This window comes from Nostoc sp. ChiSLP03a (assembly GCF_034531215.2).
In the GTDB taxonomy this organism is placed as follows: Bacteria; Cyanobacteriota; Cyanobacteriia; order Cyanobacteriales; family Nostocaceae; genus Nostoc.
The window spans coordinates 86,685-110,123 of the sequence record NZ_JAVRBQ020000103.1; the positions used below are offsets into that span (position 1 = coordinate 86,685).

14 protein-coding genes are annotated in these 23,439 nt (G+C 44.9%); 7 read left to right on the plus strand and 7 right to left on the minus strand.

The annotated features are described in order from the left end of the window. The first annotated feature begins 67 nt into the window (after positions 1-67). The 4 genes from RMY32_RS17000 to RMY32_RS17015 all read left to right on the plus strand — a co-directional run bounded on the left by RMY32_RS17000 (position 68) and on the right by RMY32_RS17015 (position 5,596). A complete protein-coding gene (locus tag RMY32_RS17000; protein ID WP_409883269.1) occupies positions 68-571 on the plus strand; it encodes a sensor histidine kinase in 504 nt (167 codons plus the stop codon). Then, a complete protein-coding gene (locus RMY32_RS17005; protein WP_322712487.1) occupies positions 540-2,087 on the plus strand; it encodes a sensor histidine kinase in 1,548 nt (515 codons plus the stop codon). Before RMY32_RS17000 ends, RMY32_RS17005 begins: the two co-directional genes overlap by 32 nt. Positions 2,088-2,301: 214 nt before the next feature. Then, a complete protein-coding gene (locus tag RMY32_RS17010) occupies positions 2,302-2,745 on the plus strand; it encodes a response regulator (protein WP_322712488.1) in 444 nt (147 codons plus the stop codon). Positions 2,746-2,809: 64 nt separating this feature from the next. After that, positions 2,810-5,596 (plus strand): response regulator, encoded by a 2,787-nt coding sequence (locus RMY32_RS17015; protein WP_322712489.1) that lies wholly within the window; start codon positions 2,810-2,812, stop codon positions 5,594-5,596. Positions 5,597-5,686: 90 nt separating this feature from the next. Here RMY32_RS17015 and RMY32_RS17020 read toward each other — a convergent pair whose 3' ends face one another. Continuing rightward, positions 5,687-9,922: a CheR family methyltransferase gene (locus RMY32_RS17020; RefSeq protein WP_322712491.1), complete on the minus strand. Its 4,236-nt coding sequence runs from the start codon at positions 9,920-9,922 to the stop codon at positions 5,687-5,689. A 608-nt stretch (positions 9,923-10,530) separates the two neighbouring features. On the opposite strand from RMY32_RS17020, the gene RMY32_RS17025 reads away from it, so the two are divergent. Further along, positions 10,531-11,127: a Uma2 family endonuclease gene (locus RMY32_RS17025; RefSeq protein WP_322712492.1), complete on the plus strand. Its 597-nt coding sequence runs from the start codon at positions 10,531-10,533 to the stop codon at positions 11,125-11,127. Positions 11,128-11,203: 76 nt separating this feature from the next. Here the strand turns inward: RMY32_RS17025 and RMY32_RS17030 are convergent, their stop codons facing one another. The 6 genes from RMY32_RS17030 to RMY32_RS17055 all read right to left on the minus strand — a co-directional run bounded on the left by RMY32_RS17030 (position 11,204) and on the right by RMY32_RS17055 (position 20,307). Beyond that, positions 11,204-12,748: an HlyD family efflux transporter periplasmic adaptor subunit gene (locus tag RMY32_RS17030; protein WP_322712493.1), complete on the minus strand. Its 1,545-nt coding sequence runs from the start codon at positions 12,746-12,748 to the stop codon at positions 11,204-11,206. A gap of 513 nt (positions 12,749-13,261) precedes the next feature. Further along, a complete protein-coding gene (locus RMY32_RS17035; RefSeq protein WP_409883254.1) occupies positions 13,262-16,207 on the minus strand; it encodes a peptidase domain-containing ABC transporter in 2,946 nt (981 codons plus the stop codon). Between the two features lie 23 nt (positions 16,208-16,230). After that, positions 16,231-17,031, minus strand: coding sequence for a peptidylprolyl isomerase (locus RMY32_RS17040; protein ID WP_322712496.1), 801 nt, complete (start codon positions 17,029-17,031; stop codon positions 16,231-16,233). A 152-nt stretch (positions 17,032-17,183) separates the two neighbouring features. After that, the gene (locus tag RMY32_RS17045) at positions 17,184-17,942 is read right to left on the minus strand and encodes a PPC domain-containing protein (RefSeq protein WP_322712498.1); all 759 of its coding nucleotides are present in this window, start codon (positions 17,940-17,942) and stop codon (positions 17,184-17,186) included. A 662-nt stretch (positions 17,943-18,604) separates the two neighbouring features. After that, on the minus strand, positions 18,605-19,345 hold the full coding sequence (locus RMY32_RS17050; RefSeq protein WP_322712500.1) for a PPC domain-containing protein: 741 nt from the start codon (positions 19,343-19,345) through the stop codon (positions 18,605-18,607). Positions 19,346-19,548: 203 nt separating this feature from the next. Continuing rightward, a complete protein-coding gene (locus RMY32_RS17055; RefSeq protein ID WP_322712502.1) occupies positions 19,549-20,307 on the minus strand; it encodes a PPC domain-containing protein in 759 nt (252 codons plus the stop codon). 580 nt (positions 20,308-20,887) lie between these two features. On the opposite strand from RMY32_RS17055, the gene RMY32_RS17060 reads away from it, so the two are divergent. Together RMY32_RS17060 and RMY32_RS17065 are read left to right on the plus strand one after the other, a co-directional pair. Then, the gene (locus RMY32_RS17060) at positions 20,888-21,763 is read left to right on the plus strand and encodes an SDR family oxidoreductase (RefSeq protein WP_322712504.1); all 876 of its coding nucleotides are present in this window, start codon (positions 20,888-20,890) and stop codon (positions 21,761-21,763) included. A 106-nt stretch (positions 21,764-21,869) separates the two neighbouring features. Continuing rightward, complete coding sequence (locus RMY32_RS17065) at positions 21,870-22,910, plus strand: SDR family oxidoreductase (protein WP_322712506.1); 1,041 nt, start codon at positions 21,870-21,872, stop codon at positions 22,908-22,910. Positions 22,911-23,439 lie beyond the last annotated feature (529 nt).

The window sequence follows — 23,439 nt, forward strand, 5'->3', positions numbered from 1 at the left end:
AGTCCAAATGGACACCCTAATTGCTGAACTCCTAGCATACAGCCGCCTCAGCCGTGCCCAAATTGAAATGCAAAAAGTTGATTTAACTCATGTTGTCGAAGAAGCTTTAAAACAACTCAGCACACAACTTCAAGAACAGCTTGCACAAGTCACGGTGGCCAAACCCTTGCCGTTAGTGATGGCTCATCGCTCTACGCTTGTTCAGGTAGTAACCAATATACTCAGCAATGCGATGAAATTTGTGCAGCCTGGAATACAGCCAAAAGTAGAAATCTATGCAGAGGAGCAGCAAGATTCGATACAATTGTCTATTGTAGACAACGGCATCGGCATTGCGCCAGAACATCAAGAGCGCATTTTTCGGGTGTTTGAACGACTGCATGGCGTGGAAATCTATCCAGGTACTGGTATTGGTTTAGCAATTGTTCGCAAAGGGTTAGAGCGAATGGGCGGTCGAGCCGGAGTAGAATCGCAATTAAGTACTGGTAGCCGCTTTTGGATTGCCCTGCCAAAAGTCGTTCCTTACAGCAACGATACGAATGACGCAAGTACTCCGCATTCTGATAATTGATGATAATCCAGGCGATCGCGCCTTAACGATCCGAGAACTCAGGCGAGAATTTCCGCAATTTCAACCTCAAGAAATTCGCGAAGCCTCTGGCTTTGCTAGTGCAGTAGCAGCAGGCGAATTTGATTTAGTTATTACCGACTATCAACTGGGCTGGAGTACTGGACTAGAAGTTTTATATACAATTAAGCAACAGTATCCAAACTGTCCAGTGATTATGTTTACTAATACAGGTAGTGAAGAAATTGCGGTAGAGGCAATGAAGTCTGGGCTAGATGATTATGTCCTCAAGTTACCCAACCGCTACATTCGCGTACCAGCTGCTGTGCGAGTTGCGCTAGAACGAACAGAAATCAAACGACGAGCTACCTTACTTGAAATCCGTCTTCAAGGTTTGCTCAACCAATTAAAACTAGGTATATTTCGTACTTATCCAGATGGAAATTTTATTGAGTGTAACCCAGCGTTTCTGGAATTGTTGGGGCTGGATTCATTATCACAAGCCTCAGCAATGAATTTATTGAACATCTATCAATACTACTCAATACTACAAAAACTGCCGTCACCTCAACAGCAAGAGCAAGAGATTCAATTACAACGAGCAGATGGAAGATTTATTTGGGTAGGATTAAGCATAGCTCTAAATACAGTTGAGGGACAACAGGTACTAGATGGCTTAATTGAAGATATTACATCTCGTAAACAAGCTGAAATTGAAATTCAGCAACTCAACCAAACCTTAGAAGAGCGAGTCAGGGAGCGCACTGCTGAATTAGAAGTAGCAAATCGAGATTTAGCGCAGACAAATCAGGAATTAGCAGTAGCTAATCAAGATTTAGAAGCATTTAGTTATTCAATTTCCCACGATCTGCGAGAACCATTACGTGCTATCCAAGCCTTTGGTTCAATCCTTTTAGATAACCAGGATAGGGAATCTAACCTAGAAAACCAACAAAACTATTTGCAGCGCATTATTACAAGTACACAGCAAGCAGACAAGCTTGTTCAAGATTTGCTTGAATACAGTCGTCTTAGCCGGACTGAAATGCCATTACAACCTATTAACTTATCTTTATTGATGATACAAATACTGAGACAGCTAGAATTAGAGATAACACAGCGACAGGCGAGAGTGCAAGTTGAAGAGCCTTTAGCTGAAGTGACGGGAAACCCTACTATTTTGATTCAAGTAGTTACCAATTTGCTAACTAATGCGATTAAATTTGTTGCATCGGGAGTCCAACCTCAGTTACGGATATGGACTGAGAAACGTAATAAATTGGTTCGCTTATGGGTGCAAGACAATGGTATTGGTATTAAGGAAACACACCACAAACGCATCTTTAATGTTTTTGAGCGCCTACATAGCTATGAAGTTTATCCTGGTAGTGGTATCGGTTTAGCAATTGTCCGCAAAGGAGTCGAACGTATGGGTGGACAAGTTGGTGTAGAATCCCAACCTGGACAAGGAAGCCGATTTTGGATAGATTTACCTATAGTTATAGATGTAAATCCCTAAAATTTTTTAATCCTCTTGATTACGGGCAAACATAAAATTCTTTCTACGCTCTTAAATATTTAGTGCAAAACCCTTGCCCTACGCTCTGGGGCACACAGTAAGTTTTGAAAAACTGTCTTTCCCCCTGCCCCCTGCCCCCTGCCCCTGCCCCCTGCCCCCTGCCCCTGCCTCCTGCCTCCTGCCCCCTACCCCCTGTCTTCAAAGACAAAATTTCATGAGTAAAGAGCAAGACACTATTTTACTTGTAGAGGATAATCACAAAGATGTGCTGCTACTGCAACGCGCGCTCCGCAAGACTAACATTGTCAATCCAGTTCAGGTGGTAAATGATGGCGATGCAGCAGTGTTGTATCTGTCTGGGGAGGAGCCTTATGGCGATCGCACTCGTTATCCCTTGCCTGTACTAATCTTGCTCGATCTGAAACTCCCTCGCAGATCCGGGGCTGAGGTTTTGATGTGGTTACGGCAACAACCAGAACTCAAGCGCTTACCCGTCGTAGTTCTCACCTCATCAAGGGAGTATGCTGACATCAATCATGTCTATGACATAGGTGTAAATGCTTACATAGTTAAACCAGTTATTTTTAACGAATTAGTAGAAATTGCTATAACCCTCAATCTCCACTGGATTATGTTTAACGAAAGACCGCAATTTTGAACTGTTTAAACGTTTTTTGGGCATTTTGGTCGCTGTTACCCTTACGTAAATGTAATGTAGCTCAATGTTACGCATTCTTCTAATTGATGATAATTTGAACGATCGCCTACTGGCGATTCATGTACTAGAGCAAGAGTTTTTTGACCTCCAGTTTCACGAAATTGTTCAAGCAAAAGACTTGGAAGAAGCACTGGAGAAAGGACAGTTTGATTTAGTAATAACGGACTATCAATTACGCTGGAGTGATGGCTTAACCGCGATTCGGGCAATTAAAAACCGTTATCCTGATTGCCCAGTAATAATGTTTACCAGTAGTGGTACTCAGGAAGTTGCCGTTGAGGCGATGAAATCGGGATTGGAAGATTACATCATTAAGTCTCCTAAGCACTATGTTCGATTACCCGCAGCAGTCCGCCGAGCAATAGAGCGGACTGAAGCTCAACGTAAAGCAGTCAGGCTAGAATCACGCTTTCAAACTTTGTTGAATAATTTAAATGTAGGAATTTATCGCTTAACAGCAGATGGTATTTTACTCGAAGGTAATCCGGCATTTCTGCGGCTGTTAGGTTTAAATTCTCTAACTGAAATTCCAGCAAGTCAAACCCTTGAGGCTTATTTCCAACCATTGGACTATGCCCAAGTTCTCAACCAATTAAAACAAAATAGCGAAATCCGCGATCGCGAAATGCAATTGCGACGAGCGAATGGTAGTTTAATTTGGGTGCGAATTAGTACAACTTTTACCGAAGTAGATGGTACAACCGTTATTGACGGCTTAATAGAGGATATTAGCGAACGCAAACAAGCACAAAAAGCTCTACACCAAAGTGAGAAACGCGCACAGCTTGCCGTTAACATCAGTCGGCTTGGGACTTGGCATTATGACCCCAGTACGAACCTCGTCGAGTTTGACAAGCGAATGCTTGAGATTTGGGGCGAACCGGATGACAGCGCGCTTATCCCTTTGCCGATGGTAATAGAGTGCATCCACCCAGACGATCGCGAGCGTGTAGTCAACACTATCAGCAATGCGCTCGACCCGATGTCGTCAGGTACTTATGAAATTGACTATCGGATCGTGTGGAAGGATGGAACTGAGCGGTGGCTATTCGCTAATGGGCAGGTGCAATTAGAGGGAGAGGGAGTGTCCAAGCAAGCCGTTGGGTTCCTGGGAACCGCACTCGACATCACCGAACGCAAACGAGCAGAGGAACGGCTGCACCTGCTGTATGAAACTACCAGCGATTTACTGGCCACGGAACATCCCATGCAGTTGATGAATAACTTATTTAACAAACTCTCAGCCCAGCTACAGTTGGATTGTTACTACAACTACATGGTCGAGGAAAAAGACCAGCAGCTAATGCTGCATCTGAATAACTATGGCGGAATCTCTGAAGCAACGGCTCAGTCGCTCGAATGGATTGAAGTTGGTGAATATCTTTGCGGACTGGTGGCACAAGAGCGGCAGCAAATTGTCTTCGATCGATCGCAAATCTCCACCCATCCCAACGCGCAGCCTGTCAACTCAATTGGCATCACGGCTTATGCTGGACAACCATTGATTGTGCAGGGACGGTTACTGGGGACGCTCTCCTTTGCCAGCCGCACCCGCACCTGTTTTACTCCCGAAGAAATCGATCTGCTGCAATCCACCTGCGAGCAGATGGCGATCGCTATTGAGCGGGCAAATCTACTCGCTTCAATCCAGCAACAAGCTCAACAATTGCAACAAGCCAACCGAATTAAAGATGAGTTTCTAGCAGTATTATCCCATGAGTTGCGATCGCCCCTGAATCCAATTCTGGGTTGGTCTAAGCTGCTCCAAACCTCTAAGCTTGATGAAACCAAGACCGCTTATGCCCTGAGTGCGATCGAACGCAATGCCAAGTTACAGTCCGAACTGATTGAAGACTTGCTAGATGTCTCCCGAATTCTGCAAGGCAAACTTAGCCTTCAGGTTTCCCCAGTCGATCTAGTATCGATCGTTCAAGCTGCAATGGAAACTGTACAGCTGGCTGCTGAAAGCAAGTCTATTCAAATTCAGGTGAGGCTTGAACCAAATGTCGGGCAAGTTTTGGGCGATCCAAATAGGTTACAGCAAGTGATTTGGAATCTCCTCTCGAACGCAATTAAGTTCACTGATGTCGGGGGACGAGTGGAGATCCATTTGAAACAAGTTAGCTCTTTTGCCGAAGTCACTGTTATCGATACAGGTCAAGGGATTCACCCTGACTTCCTCCCCTATGTGTTTGAATACTTCCGCCAAGCAGATAGTGCTACAACCAGAAAGTTTGGTGGACTGGGGTTAGGGTTGGCGATCGTCCGTCACTTAGTTGAGTTGCATGGCGGAACTGTTCAGGTAGAAAGTGCAGGTGAAAATCAGGGAGCAACCTTTACTGTAAGACTTCCGCTCATGGCAACTCCATCCCAGAAGAACGCGGACAGTAAATTGTCTGAGCCATCCCTAAATTTGCATGGTATCCAAGTTTTGGTGGTAGATGATAATGCAGATACACGGGAGTTTATTGCTTTCATGCTAGAGATGTATGGGGCAAATGTAACAACTGTTACCTCAGCCGTTGAAGCTCTCGCCACTTTAACCAAGTGCAGAGCAGACGTGCTACTGAGCGATATTGGGATGCCAGAAATGGATGGCTATATGCTGGTACGCCAGCTGAGAGCCTTGCCCTACCAACAGGGCGGGAAGATTCCAGCGATCGCCTTAACAGCATTTGCTGGAGAAATTAACTATCAAAAGGCTATAGAGGCAGGTTTTCAAGATCATATTCCGAAGCCAATCGAGCCAGTAAAACTGGTTGAGGCGATCGCCGACTTGGTTAAGAGGTAGGGCGCAGCATCTCGTAGAGAACTGCTGCCCCCTATCCCCTGCCTCCCCTGCCTCCCCTACCTCCCCTGCCCCTACCCCCTTCAAAAGTCCCTAAGCTCGTCTTGCCAGGTTTGCCACGAGCCATGCCAATTGAACAGGTTCAACGGGTTTAGCAACGTGTACTTGAAAGCCAGCTTCGATCGCTTGCTGTCTTTCTGCCTCGCTTGCGTAGGCAGTAAGGGCAACGGCTGGAATTTGCCCGCCCGCTTCGGCACTGAGCGATCGCACTTGCCGAATCAGCCAGTAACCGTCGTCTTCGGGCATCCCAATATCGCAAATCAGCACATTGAATCGATTGGGGTCTTCGCAAAGAGCGGATAAGGCTGCTCTAGCCGATGCGGCGGTTAGCACTTGGGCCCCATAGCTTTCCAGCACAAATCTAAACAGATCGCAGGTATCAACTTCATCGTCTACGGCTAAAACGCACAATCCTGTTAAAACAGGCACAGGTTCAGCCGAAGTATTGACCGCTTCTATCAATGCCATCGGCTCTACATCACTCGCTGATGTCACCTCTGAGGTGAGATTCTGTAGCGGCAGCCGAACGGTGAATGTCGCGCCTTGCCCCTCACCTAGACTTTCCGCCTGCACCGTGCCGCCGTGCAGTTCGATCAGATGACGCACGATCGCTAGCCCCAATCCCAGCCCTGCTTTTGCCTTGGTGGTGCTGGAGTCTCCTTGACGAAACCGCTCGAAAATGTGGGGTAACAAGTCCGCCTTAATTCCTTGTCCGGTGTCACTGACTTGAATTTGAGCCTGAGTCCCGATCGACTCAAGCACAATTTCGACTCGTCCACCTGACGGCGTGAACTTGATGGCGTTGGAGAGCAGATTCAATAAGACTTGCTGTAAGCGATCGATATCCCCAACGACCATTGCACGATTCAAGTGTGAAACAAGTTGAATATTCTTGGCTTCGGCTGAGAGTTGAATAGATTCGAGCGACGATCGAATCACCACGCCTAAATCAATCAGACGGGTGTTGAGAAGCAGCTTACCGCTGGTGATGCGGGAAATGTCGAGAATATCTTCAATCAGTTGAGATTGCAATTTTGCACTGCGCTCGATGACTTCTAGGGCATGAGTGACCATTGTTTCATTCAGGCTGCGCGTGCGAAGCATTTTTGCCCAACCCTGCATGGTGTTGAGCGGGTTTCGGAGTTCATGGGAGAGGTTCGAGACAAATTCATCTTTGGCTCGGTTGGCGGCTTCTGCCTGCTGACGGGCGACTTGCTCTTGTAATAGCCGCGATCGCTCCACTTCAAACTGCTTGCGATTGGTGATGTCTGAGATCGCCAGCAAAATCATGTCTGTCTGGTCGTCTCGTTGCAGCTTACAGGCATTGAGCAGCATGGTTTTTTGCCCAATCCGCTCAAAATAATGCTCTACCTCAAAATTTTGAACTTGACGATCGTTGATTAACACGTCTTCTAGAATCGATCGCAGTTCGGGAATATTCCACTGCTGATTGCCTAGCTCAAACAAGAAGGCTCGCTCGGTTTCAGCTTGAGTAACCTGAAACATGTTGTAGAAAGCTTGATTGGCCGTGTTCACCCGCAGATCGGACTGTAACACGAGTAGCGGGATCTGCACGGTTTCGACGATCGCTTCTGCATAGTTACGAGCAATTTCTAATATTTGGGCATGGCATTTGAGCGCGTTGATGTCGAGGAAAACCATAGTTACCCCGTCAATTTGATTTTCCGTCGTGCGATAAGGGCGAATGCGGAGTGCATACCAATAGCCTGCTTGAGTTTGGATCTTCTGCTCTTTGGTGTTGAGCGTCTCCAGCACCTCTAAGGTCATCGCTTCTAAATGAGAAACGTCAAAATCAGTGCGGAGGTCGTGAAACGGTCGGCCGATATCGGCAACAATGAAATTGAACAAGCGCTGCGCGGCAGGTGTAAAGCGGCGAATTCTCAAATCATTGGTCAGCATTAAAATGGGGACGCTGATGCTCTCAATGAAGTTGTTCAGGTCGCTATTGTCTCGGTTTTGTTGCAAATTGCGGCTACGAAGTTCGTCGTTTGTTGTGGAAAGTTCTTCGTTAGTGGCTTGAATTTCTTCTTTTGCTGTTTGAAGTTCTTCGTTCGTGCTTTGCAACTCCTCGTTGCTCGACAGGATTTCTTCGTTCGCCACGCGCAGGCTTTGGTTGAGATAGTTGTGTTCTTGAATGACCGCTTGCAGATGGGCTTGCGCCGAAAGTTCGCGTTGCGTTGCAGCGGCTAGCGACTGCCTAAGCTGCATCACTTCACGTTCTAAGTCTTCTGGCTCTCGCCGCTCAGTGAGAGTGGAACTGATGGGAGTAGCGGTCGGTAAAACCGCTTCAAAAATCACTAGAAAATAAACCGCGTTTGCCGTTGTCGGCTGAAACGGCATCACTTCCAGATTGAGAAACGTGGATTGCTCGCCCGATTTAATCTCAATTCGTTCTTGTCGAACCGAAACGTTTTGCGTTTGAGCTTGATAAATTGCCGTCCGCAGCGCCATCGCCAATCCTTCTCGCGCCATCAGCAGCAAGTTTAAGTCGATACTGCCAGGGGTGAGTTTCAGGTAGCGATCGGTGTCTCCACGCACAGACAAAATCTGCATTTGGTTGTTAACAACAACAGAGACAGGCGCATAGCGATTTGAAATCAGCCGATCGATTTCTCGTGCCAGATCCAACGTACTGGCGATGGTTTCAGTGACGCGATCCTGATGAGCGACGCTGACAAACGGCAAAGGAGGAGTCGTAAACGAAAACAGCGATCGCGTCGAAGTCAGCTTCCTTGCATAAATCTTGGTCGCTTCATCCACAGAAGTAAACAATTCTGAGGAAGTTTTGACGCTCTCTGAAGTACCCAAGACCAGAAAGCCCGTTGGGTTGAGGCTGTAGTGAAACAGCGACATGATTCGCTCTTGCAACGGTTCGGATAGATAGATCAGCACGTTCCGACAGCTAATCAGATCGAGATTTGAGAAAGGCGGGTCGCCGCCTAAGTTGTGACGAGCAAACACACACAGTTCGCGGATTGCGCTGCTGATTTGATAGCCCCCGCTTTCCAGGGGCACAAAGAAGCGATCGCGGCGCTCCAAGGAAACGTTTTCCATTTGGCTGTCTAAGTAGAAGCCGGCTCTAGCTTTGTCGATGGCGGCTTTGCTAATATCGGTAGCAAAAATCTGAATCGGCGGCACGGTGGCGCGATCGCTAAAAAACTCTAACAAGCAGATGGCGATCGAGTAGACTTCTTCTCCGGTTGAGCAGCCTGCCACCCAAACCCGAATCGGTCTTGCTGCGGTTTTGTTTTGGCTAATCGCCGGAAAAATCTGCGCTTTTAACTGCTCAAACGTTTCCGGGTCACGAAAGAAACTAGTGACGTGAATCAGAATTTCTTCATATAGTGCTTGCACTTCAGCCGGATGCGCTTGTAGATACCAAGCGTAGTCTTCTAGGGTTTCTAGCTTATAGAGCAGCATCCGTCGCTGCATTCGACGATCAATCGTGCTGGGCTTATAAGCGGTGAAGTCAACGCCCGTCGTTGTTCGCAGCAGGGCAAAAATTCGGGTCATCAGCGCATCGCCTGGTTCGGACAACTTCTCTATAACTTGCAGTGGCTCTGAGTATAACAAAAAGGGGCTGCGACTGAGGGCAGCTATTTGTTGTGCGATCGCTTTCGGCGGCAGTACAAAATCAACGCTTCCAGTTGCCACAGCGGTACTCGGCATACTGTCAAATCTTGCCGTGTCTTCACACTGAGCAAACGTCACCCCGCCAGCCACTTTGATCGCTTTCAACCCCTGGGAACCGTCTCCATCCATACCCGATAGCACGATGGCGATCGCTTTGCTGCCGCGATCGGCTGCCAATGATTTAAAAAACGCATCCCCCGGCAGATATTTGCCGTCAATCTTCTGACGCGAAGCCAAGTGCAGCATACCATCGACGAGCGTCATTTGAGTATTAGGTGGAATCACATACACTTCGTTTGGCTCGACCATCATCCGGTCTTGCACCTGCTGCACTGGCATGGTAGTGACTCTGCTTAGAATTTTAGACAGCAAGCTTTCGTGGTCAGGAGATAAGTGTTGAATCAGCACGAACGCCATGCCCGTATCGGCAGGCAAGTTAGCAATGAGTTCTGTAAATGCCTCTAATCCCCCAGCGGAAGCGGCGATGCCAACAATCGCAAAGGGAGCGTCGGTTTTAGGGAATTCCTCTGGATTGATCGGTTCACCTGGAGGCAGTGCAGATGAATTTTCTCTGGGGGGGGGAAATTCATGGCTAGAAGGCAGAGATCCTTTCATCAACGGGGTTTTGATTATCTTTTGCCAAAATAATTGGCGCAAACTCAAGGCAATGTGCTAAGTCAGCCTCATCCTATCGCGCTGGGTCAGCCTTAATCTTCCCCCCAAAGTAGGCAATTAAGAGCCAATTGCACGTTTAATTACTTAATTTTTCAATTGTCGAAAATACAAATAACACAGAACAGCACTGCAATTCTAGTCCAGCGAGACTATTCCTTAGGACTGCCTTGAAAATAAGGCAGGAGGCAGAAGGCAGAAGGCAGGAGGCAGGGGGAGAAAGAAAAATACGATCTGAGTAAATTGGATAATTTATTTTCTGGAAGTCCCTAACAAATGAGTACTCCGAAATAACAAATGGGTACTCCGAAATAACAAATGAGTACTCCGAAATAACAAATGAGTACTCCGAAATAACAAATGGGTACTCCGAAATAACAAATGGGTACTCCGAAATAACAAATGGGTACTCCGAAATAACAAATGGGTTGGCATAACCCGCAATTCTCTTCTGAGCTTTCCGATGATATCCACCCAATGCAGTTAAAATAATGAAGCGATCGCCCTCCAAACCTGATTATTTCTAATCTGGAAATTAACTGGAGACTCAAATGACCACAGCAACGATAGTAACACCACCAAAGGAATTACCCCTTCTGTTTGAGGGAATGACTTGGAGAGAGTTTAAAGCAGTTGAGCAATTGTTAGACCGTCCAGGATATCGACTCTCTTTTCTGAATGGAGTTCTGGAGATCCGACGAATGCCTGGAGAACCCCACGAAACTGTTAAAGAAAGGATCGGTGCTTTGTTGGAGCTTTACCTGCTGATGGCAGGGTTCGACTTTACTCCAACTGGCTCAATGACTCTGGAAAGTGAAACAGTCGCCGTCAAGCGAGAGGCGGATGAATCTTATAAACTTGCTCCTGGTCGGATGCTACCCGATCTGGCGATCGAGGTCGTGTTTTCCAGTGGCGGCATCAACAAACTGGATGCATACAAGCGGCTGAAAATCAAGGAAGTGTGGTTTTGGGAAGATGGTGTCCTAGAAGTCTATCACCTGCGGGGAGAAGGCAATACACTTCACTATGAAAAAGTTTCTAATAGTGAAGAGGTCAAAGGAATCGATCTGGATTTGTTGTTACGTTGCATGAATATGGTGAATCACGTCGAGGCGATCAAGACTTTTCAACAGGCGCTCCAGAAATAGGCGATCGCACATCCTTATGGGATATTTATGAGATGTTGGGTTTCACGCTTGAAAACTGCTGTGAAAACCCTTGTGTTCACCGCAGAGACTTTAAGCTTTCAGTCTTTTGTACTAAGAAATCGGTGAAGATGCTCATAATCGTGCGCTGACGCAATTTTACATTCGCATTAATAGACATCCCTGATTGCAATGGAATTTGACGCTGATTAATTAGTAACTTCTGCCCATGTAGGCGGACTTTTGCGGAAAAACGCCAGAAATTATAAACTTGGTCTGGAGGTAAGGCATCAGAGCCAATCTCAACTAGTTCGCCTTTGATATCACCATACTCTTGGAAGGGAAAGGAATCAATTCTCACATCCACTTGTTGCCCTTCTTGGACAAAGCCAATGTCGCGGTTGGTGATATAAACGTTAGCAACCAAGTTATCACTCGGAACAAGTTTTAGGAGCGGTTCGCTGGAATTAATTACAAATCCTGCTGTTTTAGCTTTAAGTTCAAAAACAGTACCATCTACGGGTGCAGTAATTTTCTGATATTTCAGAGTTTGTTCTGCCTGAATTAACTTACTATTAATTTCTCCAATTTGACCATTAATTTCATAGAGGCGTTTTTGATTATCTACTATTACTTTGGTTAATTGGCTGTCAATTTCGGCAATGTTTTTGTCATTAGCTGTAATTTTGGCTAGTAAATCTTCTTGAGACACAGCCGCAGTATTGCGAAGTTTTTGATTTGATTGGGCGATCGCTAATTGTAATCGCTGCTGTTCCCGATTCAATCGGATTACTTCTGCTTGTTTGCTGCTGACATCCTGCTGTTGTTTCAAATATTGCACCTGGGAAATCGCCCCCTGCTGCGCTAGAGGTTCAAACTTATGGAGAATTTGTTGATTAATTGTCAGCAACTCTTTAGCGCTAGTTAATTCCGCTTGAGTTTGGAAAAATTGCTGTTGCGTCTGTCCCGTTTCTAAATTAGCTGTGGCTAAACGCGATTCCAATTCTATTTGGCGATTTCGCAAGCGTAACTGTTGCTCTCTTGTGAGACTATTTCCAGCAGTCACACCATTTAATTGTGTGCGGTACAACTGGTTTTCGGCAATTATCGCGGCTCGGCTTTTGGTCAAGAAGGCGAGTTCTGGTTTAATTTTCAACAGAGCAGTTTGCTGTGCCACTTCCTGTAATGATATGTTCCCTTGCATCTGGCGGCGATAGAAGTCATTTTCTTGCTCTAGCGCCTGTTTCGCCAGCAATTGAGCCGCTCGACTTTTCTTTAATGAAGTTAACTCCGCCTCCGAAGAAGTTTTTTCTAGGGTAACGAGTGTTTCACCTTTTTTGACTCGCTGACCATCTTTGACTAGAATCTCATTGACAACACCATGAACCGGAGCTTGAATTTCTTTAACTGCACCCTGTGGTTCTAGCTTGCCAGTAGCATGAACTGATTCATCAATTTTGAACACCGAAGCCCAAATTACTGCGAAGGTACTAACTCCAACAATAGTCCAAGCGATCGCTCTTGACCAAGTAGGAGTTTGTTGTAAAAGTACTGGTTGATCGAATTTATATTGAATATTCATAATAAATGGGGGATGGGGAATGGGGAATGGGGCATTGGGCATTGGGCACTTGTACTGAGCGTAGTCGAAGTATTGGGCATTGGGGAGTGTTGAATGCTGAGTTAGGAATGATAACAATACGGTTCGGTTAGTATATTTGGCTCTCGGAGATCCCCCCAACCCCCCTTATAAAAGGGGGGCTTTTCCTCTTTTCCTCCTATTTACCCCCTTTTTAAGGGGGTCGCCGTATGCGGGGGGATCTTAACCGAGTTCAAAGGTGCAACGTTCAAGCAAAAAGGTGCAATTTCCGAGTTCAAAGATGCAACGTTCAAGCAAAAAGGTGCAATTTTCGAGTTCAAAGGTGCAACGTTCAAGCAAAAAGGTGCAACTTCCGAGTTCAAAGGCTCAACGTTCCAGTAAAAAGGTGCAATTTTCGAGTTCAAAGGTTCAACGTTCCAGTAAAAAGGTGCAACTTCCAAGTTCAAAGGCTGAAGTATCAAATTTTAAGCTTGAAGTTTCATTATCTAAAGTTGAAGCGATAGTATTTACTACTGACAAATGACAAATCACAAATAACTAAACTTTCGCTTCCTGTTGCTGATACAGACAGTAGTAATAACCTTTGAGCGCCATCAATTCTTCATGAGTTCCTTGTTCTACCACAGCACCTCTATCCATCATCAGAATAATATCGGCATTGCGGATTGTGCTGAGGCGGTGAGTAATGAAAAACACTGTTTTATCTTGGAAAGCTGTTGCCAAATTACGGCCAACTTGGGCTTCGGCATTGTAATCTAAGGCACTCGTCGCTTCATCCAAAATCAGTAATTGCGGGTTTTGCAGGACAGTACGAGCGATCGCTACTCGTTGGCGTTGTCCTCCAGACAGTCCCGAACCTCTCTCGCCGACACGGGTGTTATAACCACTTGGCAAAGACATAATAAAGTCGTGGGCATAAGCTACCTTGGCGGCGGTAATAATTTCTTCATCGCTAGCATCAGGATATCCCAAGGCAATGTTTTCGCGGATGGTGCCATCGAATAGTAAGGTATCTTGTAACACCATACCAATCTGACGACGTAAAGAATAAAGTTCTACTTTGCTGATATCATAGTCATCAATCAAGATTTTGCCGGATTTGGGTTCGTAAAGTCGGGGTAATAATTTTAGCAGTGTGCTTTTACCGGAACCGCTTTGACCAACAATTCCCACAAAGGAGCCAGCCGGAAAGTCTAAGTTAATATTGCATAGTTGCAATGGCCCGTGTTCTGAGAAACTGAAGCTGAGATTTTCAAAGCGGACACTACCTTGAACGCTGGGCATCAGGATATTTTGACAGTTACCGATTTCTACTTCTTGGGGTGTGTCTAAAATATCAGCAAGGCGTTGCAGAGATAAAGCGGTTTCTTGGAAGTTCTGCCAAAGTTGCATTAGGCGTAACAAGGGACTGGTGACATAACCAGCTAGGATGCGGAAAGCGATGAGTTGTCCCAAGGTTAGATGCTGATTGAGAACTAGAAAAGCTCCCACCCACAGCACTAACATACTGGAAAACTTGTTGAGAAAACTGCTAACAGAACCGGCAGTAGTTTGGGTGGAGACTGTTTTGAAACCTGCGCTAATATAACGAGCATAGCGTTCTTGCCATTGCCAACGCGATCGCATTTCTAAATTTTGCGCCTTGACTGTCTGCATTCCCCCCATCACTTCCACGAGGTAAGATTGCGTCTCTGCATTGCACTCAGCTTTTTCTTGCAATTGTCGGCGCATCACAGGTGATACCATCAAGTTGAGTAAGCCAAACAACGGTACTGTTGCCAAAGCTACCAAGGTCAATACTGGGCTGTAAATCGCCATTACTACAATGTAGACCACTGAAAATACCGCATCCATCACCACAGTTAAAGCTGTACCAGTTAAGAAAGAGCGAATATTTTCCAACTCGTGAATTCGCGTTGCCAATTCTCCCACGGGACGGCGTTCAAAGTAAGATAATGGCAGACGCAACAGGTGATTAATCACCTCAGAACCAAGGGCGAGGTCAATTCGGTTAGTGGTATCTGTAAATAAATGAGTGCGGATACTGGTGAGTATTGCTTCAATGATTGCTACTACTAGCAAAAAGATGCCAAAAACTTCCAGGGTATCAGGACTGTTACCAACCAATACTTTATCAATAATCACCTGTGTGGCGAGGGGATTTACTAGCCCAAACAGTTGAATAACAATGGAAGCGATTAGTACTTCAATTAACACCTTGCGATAACGCCGCAGCGAAGGTACAAACCAACTTAAACTAAACCGCGCCTTGGGAGTATTTTTGGTAGTTTGCAGTAGCAGGACTTCTCCTTCAGCCCCCCAGTTTTCCGCAAAGTCTCGTAATTTGTAGCGCAGTAGTCCCATCTCTGGAACGGCAATCAGTAACTCTCGATCGCTATTTTTATAGATAATGGCAAAACTATCTTGCCAAGAAATCATTACTGGTAGTTGCAAGCGTCCGACTGCGGCGGCGGGAACTTTCACCATCTGTGTTGTCAACCCCATCAACTCAGCAGCAGCAGCGCAAAATTGCAGAGATATAATACCTTTCTGTTCGTGCTGCTTAGTTAACACTCGCTGCAATGTATCTCTGCGCCAGGAGATGTTAAAGTATTGGCTCAACATCTGGAAGCAAGCTAGTGTTGCATCAAGCGGCCCTCTACCTTTGACATAAGGAAACTTCTTTTGTTTACCCTTAGCTGCTGGTGCTTCTGTGACAGTAATTTCTGAGGCGTAGGGAATCTCTGCGGGGAAGAGTGTTTTTGGTGTAGGAGATGCGAGATTTTCTCTAAATATTGATTTAGGCAATCCCACCAGGCGCATATTTACATTAAATTTTAGCTTGGGGTTGAGTTCATCCAACTCTAAGCGACTCCCCACAGAAAACTCAGCATCAAAATTACTGCTGACTAACCACAAAAATTCTGAATCTAACTGCTGGTGAAAGACTTTGCGTGCAGGAATTGTTTGGATAATCGCAACTTCAGTTGCAGCTTGGGCAAGTTTAACTAAATTCCTGCTCCCATCTGCGCGACGGCTGAGTTCTTCGGTAAGCAGTTCATGCACTTCTAAGAGAGTAATCTCATTTTGCAAGGCGTGGACAAAAGCCTCTTCCTGCTTGAGTAAAGTTAAAAAACCAGCAATAGGTAGATTAATCGCGATAACTTCAGTAGAAGCGATCGCAGTTTCACAAGCAATACCCCGCATATAACTTACCCAACCCAAAACCTCTCCTGCTGAGAGCAACTTCAGTGTCGCCGGATTTTGTCCTTGAGAATTGTAGGTTAATAAACGCGCTTGTCCTTGGTAGATAATGCTAATCCAATTGGGCATAGCTTCACTGGTTACTATTACTTGCCCGATGCGATAACGACAAAATTGCACCTTGTCGAGCAAATTTTCTAAAACATTTGGTGGCAGATAATTGAAAGGAAATAGATCGGCAATATATTCTTGAATATCAATGGTTGTATTTGTCATCATCTTGCACCCGATTTTAATAATTTTTAAGCAGCTTTCGCTTCTTGGGGCTGTGCTGGTTTGGTGTTGATTCCCATCCAGGTTTTTTCTTCTGGTGATAGTTGATTTAATTGCTGTTGAAACCAAGTTTCAAAATTCTCTTGCAGCAAACGTTGGCGCATAAAATCGTCCAACTGGGCACTGATAAACTTTTCCACACGGATAATTATCCAGGAATTTCCAAAAGGCATAGGTGCTTGAACTATACCCACTTGACTCGTGCAAAGTAACTGAGCAAAATTGGGAGCGATCGTACCAAGTTCCACTGGGCCGATAATGCCATTTGTGTCAGCTTCTGGCCCTTGGGAATATGCACAGGCTAGATCGGAGAATGATTGTTCTCCTTCTGCAATTCGGAAGAATAGTTCGTTAGCAGTTCCTCTGCTATCAGTCCGAATTAAAGAATAAATGACTTTATCAAAATGTCTTTTGTATTTCAGGAAGTAAGATTCTAGTTGATGTCCCCAAGTTTGTTGCTTGAACTTTTCAACTCTCAGCTTTCGGGTAGCGAAAAGTTCTAATTGTTCTTGAGTCATACCGTAACATAAGCACCAATCTTGGATTTTTTGCTCGGTGGTCAAATCCCATTGCTGATAAAATTGTTCTAGAGCATGAGATATTTCGATTTGTGTGCAGATGATTGGTGCGATCGCTAATTCGATAATGCTCTGAGATAACAATTGCGGAATTAGATTGTAACTTGCTAAAAAAGGAATAATTTCTGGCGGTAAGAGGGCGCTGCCACTACGTCCATCGTAGACATCGCCTAGTTGTAATGTTTTATTCATATTTGTGCAAATATTTGAGCCGTGCAGAGATATATTTAGAAATGCAAGCAGTATTCAGGTATGGATTTGTACCGCTTGCATCATTTGCATACCCTTGAAAGCATTGCCGTACAAAACTTTCAAGTATTACTCAACACTGCCAATGCTTAAACTTAAGCAAAGGGGGTGGTGAAATGGTCAAAAGTCACGTTGTAATTAGTGTTGCCAGTGAATTCAGTAACCTGCAAGAAGTAGTCACCAGATTGATTAATGTTAGGAATCAGTTCTGAAGTAGTACCACCTTTAGTAGAGCGTGCAATTTCCTCTCCTGCATCAACAATGCGATTGTTGTTAAAGTCTCGAATCAGCCGGATATCAGCATCAGTGGTTAATCCGTTCAAATTAATGTTGACACCCTCAAAAGTTCCCAAAGAGAAGCTGTAAACATCAGCAGTGTTAGTGTTACTGACGTTACCTGTACGAGTGACATCACTTGATAAATTACCAAGTACAAATTCCTTCGGTAGAAGGTTACTGAAACTAGCTGCAAGCGGAAAAGTTCCAGAAGATTCAGTTGCAGACAAGGCTAGATTGTAACTAACACCGCCCACACTAGTGCTAAAGCGAGAGACTTCGGCAAAAAAAGTACCTGAGCTAGTTTTAAAGTTAATCGCCTCATCTTGGTTGCTTCCCCGATTAGAAACAAGTCCAGAAGTTCGGTCGAAGCTGTCTAGTACGCCGTTATTGTTAGCATCTCGAAACAGTCTGAGGTCAGCATCATCTCCTGCACTAATATTTGTTAAAGACAGGTTGATATTTTTACTACTGGTGATTTTGAACTGGAAGACATCCGTGGGATCGGATGTAACTAAACCAAAGTTATTCTTAACAACAGGGGTGCTACCGAGTGTACCAAGATTGGAAAATCCCATTTTTTTGTCCTTTAGATGTTGATTGCAATTTGGTCAAGTTCAGATTAAGTTGTGGTTTGCACAGATTAAATTCCGATTTAAATCGACATTTACTAGATTTTATCAGCTTAGATTTTGATGAAAACAAAGAACATTTATTATTTTCAAAAGAGCCTTAGCCGTTTGGTTTTGTGCTTGCCGCGTTCAGAACTTGTTGTTTAACCATGAATCTAAATTAAACTGTTTCTTTAAGAAACACAGCATGAAAAAGACTTCTATAGTTAGGTGTTTTTTAAAGTAGATTCCAAATGCTTTGTATGATTTAGTCAGAAAAAGTCATATAATTCGCCGTTGCCGTAATTGAGAATGAGTTTGCTCGAATAAGGGATATGTAAAGAAGTAGGCGAAAGCTTGCCTCAGGCGATCGCTTTGGCAAACCTTGGTAACACTAAAAAATTGTTGTATAAAATTGATCCAAAAAAACCTCTGAGTTACCAGAGGTTTCTTATGATTAAATCTTTAGCGTCAATTTTGTTGAAATATTTGATGAGTGCAGCTATAATTTATGCAATGAAGCGGTAAAGTTCAGGTATAACTCTCTACCGTTTGCATCATTTGCATACCTTTGAAAGCATTGCCGTACAATACTTTCAAGTACTATTCACCACTTTCGATGCTTAAACTTAAGCTTCGGACGTGGTGAAATGGTCAAAACTCAAAGTGTAATTAGTGCTACCTTTGAATTGATCGACCTGTAGGAAGTAATCACCAGCATCCTTAATATTGGAAATAATATCTGAGGTAATACCGCTTTTAATAGAACGGGCAATTTCCTCTCCTACCTCAACTCTGCCATTGCGATTAAAGTCTCGAATTAGTCGGATATCGGCATCATTGCTTAGTCCGCTCAATGTGATATTGACACCCTCAAAGCTTCCTAGAGAAAAATGGTAAACATCAGCGGTATTTTTGTCACTGATAAAACCAGTACGTGCGATATCACCTGATAAGTCACCAAGTTCAAATTCCTTGGGCAAAAGATTGTTGAAATCGAGTGTTGAATTGGGTGTCGTTGCAGACCAGTCTAAATCGTAAGTCACAGTGCCGGAACCAGAAAAGCGAGAGACTTCAGCAAAATAAGTACCTGCATTTGCTTTGACATTAATTGATTCATCAAAGTTGCTGCCATTGCGTGAACTTGCAACCAATCCATTCGCTCGCTCGGCCGCGTCTAATATACCGTTACCGTTAACGTCTCGAAAAAGTCTCAGATCGGAATCATCACCAGCACTAATCTCGTTAAGAGACAAGTTAACGTTTCTGGTACTGCTGATTTGGAACTGATAGATATCAGTAGGGTCTGGTGTTTCAAAAGAAAAGTGAGAAGGGGTGCTAGACAGAGTACCAAGATTGAAATTAGTCATTTTTTTGTTTTTTTGGTGTAAATAGTTATTTGCTTAAAGCAAGATTAGTTTTAGTTAAGCCTAATGTAATTTTTTGTCTAGAGTGTGGAGTAAAAGCGGCAAAGTTCAGGTATGATTCTCTGCCGCTTGCATCATTTTCATACTCTTGAAAGCATTGCTGTACAAAGCTTTCAATTACTATTCACCACTGCTAATGCCTAAGCTTAAGCAGGGACAGAGAACTGATTAAAAGTCACGTTGTAGTTAGTGGCGCCAGTGAATTCAGTTACCTGCAAGAAGTAGTCACCACGTACACTAATGTTGGAAATCAGTTCTGAAGTAATACCTCCATTATTAGAACTGGTAATTACCTCGCCTGCATCGACGATGCGATTGTTGTTAGAGTCTCGAATCACCCGGATATCAGCATCGCTGCTTAATCCTTCCAATCTGATGTCGACACCCTGACGAAATCCCAAAGAGAAGCTGTAAACATCAGTAGTATTCTGGTTATTGACGTTACCTGTACGAGTGATATTACCTGACAAGTCACCAAGTACAAATTCTTTAGGTAGAAGGTTGCTAGAACTAGCTGAAATCGGAAAAGTTCCAGCAGGTTCAGTCGCAGACAAGGCTAAATCGTAACTGACATTTCCAGAACTACCTGGAGCAAAGCGAGAAACTTCGGCAAAAAAAGTACCTGAGCTAGTTTTAAAGTTAATCGCCTCATCTTGGTTGCTTCCGCGATTGGAAACAATTCCAACTTTTCGGTCGAAGTCGTCTAGTACGCCGTTATTGTTCGCATCTCGAAACAGCCTGATGTCGGCATCATCACCCGCGCTAATGTCTGTCAGAGAAAGGTTGATATTTTTGCCACTAGTAATTTTGAATTGAAAGACATCTGTGGGATCGGATGTAGTCAAATCAAAGTTATTCTTAACAACAGGAGTGCTACCGAGTGTACCAAGATTGAAAAGTGCCATTTTTTTGTCCTTTAGATGTTGATTGTGATGTGGTCAAGTTCGTTCAGATTCAGTTATGGTTTGCACAGATGTAAATCTTCGATTTCAATCGATATTTACTGGAATTTAGTGGCTTAGAGTTTGATGAAAATAAAGATTATTTATTATTTTCAATATAGTCTTAGCTGTTTGGTTGTGTGCTTGCTGTGTTCAGAACTTGTTGTTTAACCATGAATCTAAATTAAACTGTTTTTTCAATAAGCACAGCATGAAAAAGACTTCTATAGTTAGGTGTTTGTGAAAGTAAATTCCAAGTGCTTTGTATTATTTAGTCATAAAAAGTCTTATGATTCATACCATTTTAGATTTTGGATTTTAGATTTTGAATTGGGAATTGCTTTGGTGCGTCTGGCTTGGTGTGAATCTATCTGTCGCAATCATTTTTCAAATTGGTATCACCTACTTGGTAACTATCAAGAACAAAGAATCAAACAACAAAAGGATAATCACTACAGCAGATGCTGCATTAGGCGCTTGCACAAAAGCAGTCTTACTTTATTTAGTTTTTTACTCCAAACCCAGCCAGTAGAAAGGAGAGTTAATGATTTCACAGAACCTACAAGAACAACCAAAGCCGCCGTTTCCTGAACAACAGCAAGATGTGCCAGGACTAGAGTCACAGATGAACCCGAAGCCAGATTATGGCGAAGATTCTTATCGCGGTTCTGGAAAACTGCAAGGTAAAGCGGCTATTATCACGGGTGGCGATTCTGGCATCGGGCGGGCAGTCGCGCTTGCCTTCGCCCGCGAAGGTGCTGATGTGCTAATTGCTTATTTAAACGAAGAACCGGATGCAGAAGAAACCGTTCGCATCGTCGAAAAAGAGGGGCGTAAGTGCATCGCTGTTGCAGGCGATATCCAGGAAGAAGCGCAATGTCAACAGATTATTGAACGGGCGCGAAATGAGTTCGGCAAAATCGATATCCTCGTTAACAATGCCGCTTTCCAGATGACGCGAGAAAGCCTTGATGAGATTTCGTCACAGGAGTTTGATCGCACCTTCAAAACCAACATCTACGCGATGTTCTACCTGTGCAAAGCCGCAGTGCCGCACATGCAGCCAGGTAGTGCCATCATCAATACTGCCTCCATCAATGCGGCTGAACCGAAACCGAAGCTACTGGCGTATTCGGCGACCAAAGGAGCGATCGTCAACTTCACTGGTGGGTTGGCGCAGTTACTAGCCGAAAAGGGTATCCGAGTTAACGCTGTCGCGCCAGGCCCCGTGTGGACACCGTTAATCCCGGCAACTATGCCAAACGAACAGGTGACACAGTTCGGGCAGCAGTACCCAATGAAACGCCCCGCACAGCCAGCTGAACTTGCACCAATATACGTGCTGCTAGCTTCTTCCGAAGCCAGTTACGTTTCAGGCGCGGTGATTCCCGTTACTGGCGGTCAGCCCGTTCTTCCATAGCGCTTTGCTGTGATGCCAATTTCTATCAGTCTCATTGCAGATGCTTCGGCGAAAACCTGCTTTCAAATCAATTCAGTGGGGCGAAATCCAAGTCAAGAAACTCAGTATGCAACAAAAAAATATCTTCAAAAAAGCCTCACGTCGTCAAGTTCTCGGCGGTCTATCTATTGGCGTTGTCGCAGTGCAAACGGTACCAATCTTCGCACAACAAACATCTACCCCAGCAAATCAACAAGTGACGCCCAACCAGGAAACACCCAACCAGTCTGTCAAGCAGAACCCAGTTAAGCAATATCCGAGTCCGCCCTTTTCGCAACAACCGCAGGAGCCACCCGGTCTTGCCAGCAAAATGATCCTGCGACCCGATCGCGGTGAGACAAGTTATCAGGGTTCTGGACGGCTAGTGGGACGCAAGGCGCTGCTAACAGGCGGCGATTCCGGTATTGGTCGAGCAGCAGCGATCGCCTTTGCGCGTGAAGGTGCTGATGTTGCGATCAACTATCTGCCGGTCGAGGAGCCAGATGCCCGCGAGGTAATTCAACTGATTCGGGCAGCAGGACGTAAGGCGGTGGCGATTCCCGGCGATATTCGCAACGAAAACTTCTGCAATCAACTCGTCGAATTTGCCGTGCGCGAACTCGGCGGACTCGACATTCTGGTTAACAATGCTGGTAAACAACAATCTGTTGACTTGATTCTCGATCTCACGACCGAACAGTTCGACTCAACGTTCAAGACGAACGTCTACGCAATGTTTTGGATCGTTAAAGCTGCTGTGCCGCACCTCAGTCCCGGTGCAAGCATTATCAATACCTCCTCAGTCCAAGCCTATGACCCTAGCGAGAACCTGCTCGACTATGCCCAAACTAAGTCGGCGATTGTCGCGTTTACCAAGTCACTGGCAAAGCAGCTTGCGAAGAAGGGTATCCGTGTGAATGCGATCGCACCTGGGCCCTACTGGACACCGCTCCAGGTTAGTGGCGGTCAACCGCAGAGTAAAATCGAGAAGTTCGGCAGTGACTCACCGATGGGACGTCCCGGACAGCCAGCAGAGCTTGCCCCTATTTACGTGCTGCTTGCCTCGCAAGAGTCGAGCTATGCTACTGGGCAAGTGTTAGGCGCATCGGGTGGAAGCGGAAATCCTTAATGCCCAACCAGCAATGCAGCGACCTATATTAACTGGTATCCGCTCGAATTAACTACCGATCGTTCCATAACGATAATTAACGATGCTCTATCAACAGAAAGCTGGACTCTCACATTAGACTTCTTGGCAAAAATCGGGGCAAAGGCGAAGGGGAAAAGGGTAAAGAAACTCAAAATCCTTTCCCTTTAACATGCACCCTTTTCTTTATCTTGCAAAAATATATTTTTGCAAGAGGTCTATTCTGCTTCAAAACATGCGCTGCATGATTGGACAGATGCCCTACGAACAGAATTAGAGGCTGAAGGTGCTCCTGTATCAGGCGTAGCGTCCTGTAGAGAAGAAAGTCGAAACACTGTTTCCTGCCGCGACCAAAGAGAACAGGGGTTTAGGACAAGAACACCAAATTTTCTTGTTTTGTGGCTGGCGTGGTTGCAGACAAAAATGCTCTCTATTTAGCAATATTCAATGAATGGTTCCGTTATTCTCTTAATATAACCTGATTTTAATCATTTCTCTTTTGTTTGCTAAT

What these genes read in the sequence shown, in the direction of transcription:
- RMY32_RS17000 (WP_409883269.1), top strand. Translation starts at nt 68, where the DNA reads ATGCAAAAAGTTGATTTAACTCATGTTGTCGAAGAAGCTTTAAAACAA.
- RMY32_RS17005 (WP_322712487.1), top strand. Translation starts at nt 540, where the DNA reads ATGACGCAAGTACTCCGCATTCTGATAATTGATGATAATCCAGGCGAT.
- RMY32_RS17010 (WP_322712488.1), top strand. Translation starts at nt 2,302, where the DNA reads ATGAGTAAAGAGCAAGACACTATTTTACTTGTAGAGGATAATCACAAA.
- RMY32_RS17015 (WP_322712489.1), top strand. Translation starts at nt 2,810, where the DNA reads ATGTTACGCATTCTTCTAATTGATGATAATTTGAACGATCGCCTACTG.
- RMY32_RS17020 (WP_322712491.1), bottom strand. Translation starts at nt 9,922, where the DNA reads ATGAAAGGATCTCTGCCTTCTAGCCATGAATTTCCCCCCCCCAGAGAA.
- RMY32_RS17025 (WP_322712492.1), top strand. Translation starts at nt 10,531, where the DNA reads ATGACCACAGCAACGATAGTAACACCACCAAAGGAATTACCCCTTCTG.
- RMY32_RS17030 (WP_322712493.1), bottom strand. Translation starts at nt 12,748, where the DNA reads ATGCCCAATGCCCCATTCCCCATTCCCCATCCCCCATTTATTATGAAT.
- RMY32_RS17035 (WP_409883254.1), bottom strand. Translation starts at nt 16,207, where the DNA reads ATGATGACAAATACAACCATTGATATTCAAGAATATATTGCCGATCTA.
- RMY32_RS17040 (WP_322712496.1), bottom strand. Translation starts at nt 17,031, where the DNA reads ATGAATAAAACATTACAACTAGGCGATGTCTACGATGGACGTAGTGGC.
- RMY32_RS17045 (WP_322712498.1), bottom strand. Translation starts at nt 17,942, where the DNA reads ATGGGATTTTCCAATCTTGGTACACTCGGTAGCACCCCTGTTGTTAAG.
- RMY32_RS17050 (WP_322712500.1), bottom strand. Translation starts at nt 19,345, where the DNA reads ATGACTAATTTCAATCTTGGTACTCTGTCTAGCACCCCTTCTCACTTT.
- RMY32_RS17055 (WP_322712502.1), bottom strand. Translation starts at nt 20,307, where the DNA reads ATGGCACTTTTCAATCTTGGTACACTCGGTAGCACTCCTGTTGTTAAG.
- RMY32_RS17060 (WP_322712504.1), top strand. Translation starts at nt 20,888, where the DNA reads ATGATTTCACAGAACCTACAAGAACAACCAAAGCCGCCGTTTCCTGAA.
- RMY32_RS17065 (WP_322712506.1), top strand. Translation starts at nt 21,870, where the DNA reads ATGCAACAAAAAAATATCTTCAAAAAAGCCTCACGTCGTCAAGTTCTC.